Origin of the sequence: Mesorhizobium sp. M0815, assembly GCF_040319995.1 — a bacterium.
Lineage (GTDB): Bacteria > Pseudomonadota > Alphaproteobacteria > Rhizobiales > Rhizobiaceae > Mesorhizobium.
Genome location: NZ_JAMYOU010000071.1, coordinates 1 through 2,676, shown reverse-complemented (window position 1 = coordinate 2,676; position 2,676 = coordinate 1). Strand labels below are relative to the sequence as shown.

At 61.0% G+C, this 2,676-nt stretch carries 2 protein-coding genes and 2 pseudogenes; 2 read left to right on the top strand and 2 right to left on the bottom strand.

The annotated features are described in order from the left end of the window. Positions 1–253: 253 nt before the first annotated feature. A pseudogene (locus tag NKI01_RS30765) lies at positions 254–418 on the top strand (LysR family transcriptional regulator); the annotation flags it as partial. Here NKI01_RS30765 and NKI01_RS30760 read toward each other — a convergent pair. After that, complete coding sequence (locus NKI01_RS30760; RefSeq protein ID WP_352638588.1) at positions 405–1,610, bottom strand: beta-ketoacyl-[acyl-carrier-protein] synthase family protein; 1,206 nt, start codon at positions 1,608–1,610, stop codon at positions 405–407. The pseudogene NKI01_RS30765 and the gene NKI01_RS30760 sit on opposite strands and share 14 nt — an antisense overlap. Further along, entirely contained in the window at positions 1,611–1,886 is a 276-nt protein-coding gene (locus NKI01_RS30755; protein ID WP_023679611.1) for an acyl carrier protein, read from the bottom strand. A gap of 573 nt (positions 1,887–2,459) precedes the next feature. On the opposite strand from NKI01_RS30755, the pseudogene NKI01_RS30750 reads away from it, so the two are divergent. After that, positions 2,460–2,561, top strand: a pseudogene (locus NKI01_RS30750) (LysR family transcriptional regulator); the annotation flags it as partial. Positions 2,562–2,676 lie beyond the last annotated feature (115 nt).

The window sequence follows — 2,676 nt, the reverse complement described above, 5'->3', positions numbered from 1 at the left end:
TCTGGAGGCCAGCACGACGGCGCGCTTCGAAGCGTCGGCCAAGACAGGCAAGGTCCGCAGGTTCAAGGAGTTCGTTGACGGCGCCCGCGGCGCGGCCGGGCCGGCAGCACTCAGGCGACTATAACGGGCGCAGAGCCGACCCTGCGGCTTCCAGACATTGTCGTGTACAGCTTCAGACCCTCAAGCCGAGCCCGCAGGGCCTCACTTACCTTTTACGGGGCGGCGGTACGTCCAAGCCGCTTTAACAGTTAAGAATTTCGCAAAGACGATACCCCCGGATCGTCGAGCTTCCGCTGCCACTTCCCGCATTCGCCGAGGCGGTCAATGACCCGCCCTTCACAATAGTTATCCGGCAAGCATCTGGATGCGAGAGATAATGTTGCCGGAGGCATCTCTCATGGCTTCTACACCTGCCTGAACGCCAGAACCGCGTTCGTGCCGCCAAAGGCGAAGGAGTTGCTCAGTGCCACGCGCACCTTGCGCTCGCGTGCCACATTGGGCGTGACGTCGAGATCGCAATCGGGGTCCAGCTCACGATAATTGGCAGTCGGCGGCACGACGCTCTCGCGGATAGCCATCACGCAGGCGATCAACTCGAGCGCGCCGGACGCGCCGAGGCAATGCGCGTGCATGGACTTGGTAGAAGAAATGGACATTGAGAAGGCGTGCTGACCGAAGACGCGCTTGATCGCCGCCGTCTCGATCTGGTCGTTGGCCTTGGTGCCGGTGCCGTGCGCGTTGAGATAGTCGACATCCTCGGCGTCCAGCCTGGCATCGGCAAGGCAGGCCCGCATTGCTGCCTCCGGCCCCTCGACAGTCGGCGCGACGATGTCGGACGCATCGGCGGAAAGGCCGGCACCGGCAATTTCGGCAAGGATGGTGGCGCCCCGAGCCTGGGCATGCTCGTAGCTTTCCAGCACCGCCATGCCGGCGCCTTCACCAAGCGACAGGCCCTGGCGATCGGCCGAGAATGGCCGGCAAGTATCGGGCGAAAGCACGCGGATCGCTTCCCATGCCTTCAGCACACCCCATATGAGCGGCGCTTCGCTGCCGCCGGCAAGCATCACGTCGGCCCGGCCGAGCCTGATCTGGTCCACCGCGCAGGCAATCGCATGGTTTGCCGAGGAACAGGCGGACGTGACGCCGAAGACCGGCCCGCGCAGGCCGAGACTCATGCTGACCTGGCCGGCAGCGGCACCCGGCATCGCCTTGGGTACAGTCAAGAGAGCGGCACGCTTACCGCCCAGAAGGATGGCGCGGTAGGTTTGCTCGATCGCATCCCACCCGCAGCCGCCAACGCCCACCGTCGCACCGAAGCGATAGCTATTTCCCTCTTTGGAGGAAAGTCCGGCCTGACGCATGGCTTCGCGCGCCGCAAGCACAGCGAGCAGGCTGAAGCGGTCCATGGAGATGAGTTGCTTGCCGTCGATGTCATGCTCCGGCAGCGCCTTGATCTCGGCACCGATCCTGACCCTCAATTCATGGAGCTCGGAGTTGACGATTGGGCCGATGGCGGAGCGGCCTTCTCGCATCTCTCTCCAAATGGCGGCGGCGTTGGTCCCAAGCCCGCAAATCCCGCCAATCCCAGTAATCACGACGCGCCTGTCCATTCACACCCCCTTGGCGAGCAAGCTGCGCACGGCTTCCACCATGTCCCCAACATTCTGGAGATCCGACCATGCCTCGGCCGTATTCATCTCGATCTCGATGCCGTAAGCCTGCTCCAGGTCCCAGAGAACGTCCGCCAATCCCAGTGAATCGATACCGAGCGAAGTCAGTCCCGTGGCAGCCGTTATCTCGCCGCCTGTGGCAGGCGCTATGCCGCCCTCCGACGCGGCGCGCTTCTTGATCATGGCGATTATTTCGTTGGCGAGTTGATCTGCCATCTTGTTCCTTTCCAGCTTGCGTTTTCGGCGTCGTTCAAAACCCGGGTCGCGTCGCGTTGCCAAAATTGCCCCTCATAGAGCCTGTGCGACCGACCAAGCCCAATGCCCATAGGAACCGGACGAGTTCCGGCTTCTGCGGCGTCAGCCCGATGACGAAGAAAAGTCGCCGGCCTCCCGCTTTTGCGCCAGCACATCAAGAATCTGCGTGTAAATGGATAGGAACCGTCGTCAAACGTCAGCTAAACGCTGCGACGGTGGGTGCTGTCAGCGTATTCACTCGGCACCTCATATGTAATCGAGATGTTTCATAGCTCCGGACCATGCGATCAACTATTGTACCGGTCCGCCATTCGTCGGAGAGTTCGACATGATCGGAGCGCTGCCTCTCATTCCCAGTACAATCTCCACCGCACGCGACAGATTTCCTCTTTCGGGCTCTTCTCAAGGGACTCGCCACGCGATAGAGGCAGTGATCGGCGCACGTGAGGTCCTGCCAAGTCCATGCGACATTCCGGAAAATTGGTAAAATCGTTTGTTTCAATCAAATGCATCCACGCTATGGATAGCTAAGACATGCGTTTCAAAGGGCTCGATCTGAATCTTCTCGTCGTTCTCGACGCGCTGCTGAGCGAGCGCGGCCTCACGGCGGCGGCACGCCGCATCAACCTAACCAAATTCATGGGGGTTGGTGGATGTGGCGCAAGCCGTTGAAATGACGTAGGATTTGGTTGCTTAAGCCGATCCGAACCATTTCCCGGAGACCACACCCACCATGAACGATCTTGCGCTG

Bases quoted from the DNA above. Each gene is read 5' to 3' on its own strand.
- NKI01_RS30760 (WP_352638588.1), bottom strand. From the start codon at position 1,610: ATGGACAGGCGCGTCGTGATTACTGGGATTGGCGGGATTTGCGGGCTT.
- NKI01_RS30755 (WP_023679611.1), bottom strand. From the start codon at position 1,886: ATGGCAGATCAACTCGCCAACGAAATAATCGCCATGATCAAGAAGCGC.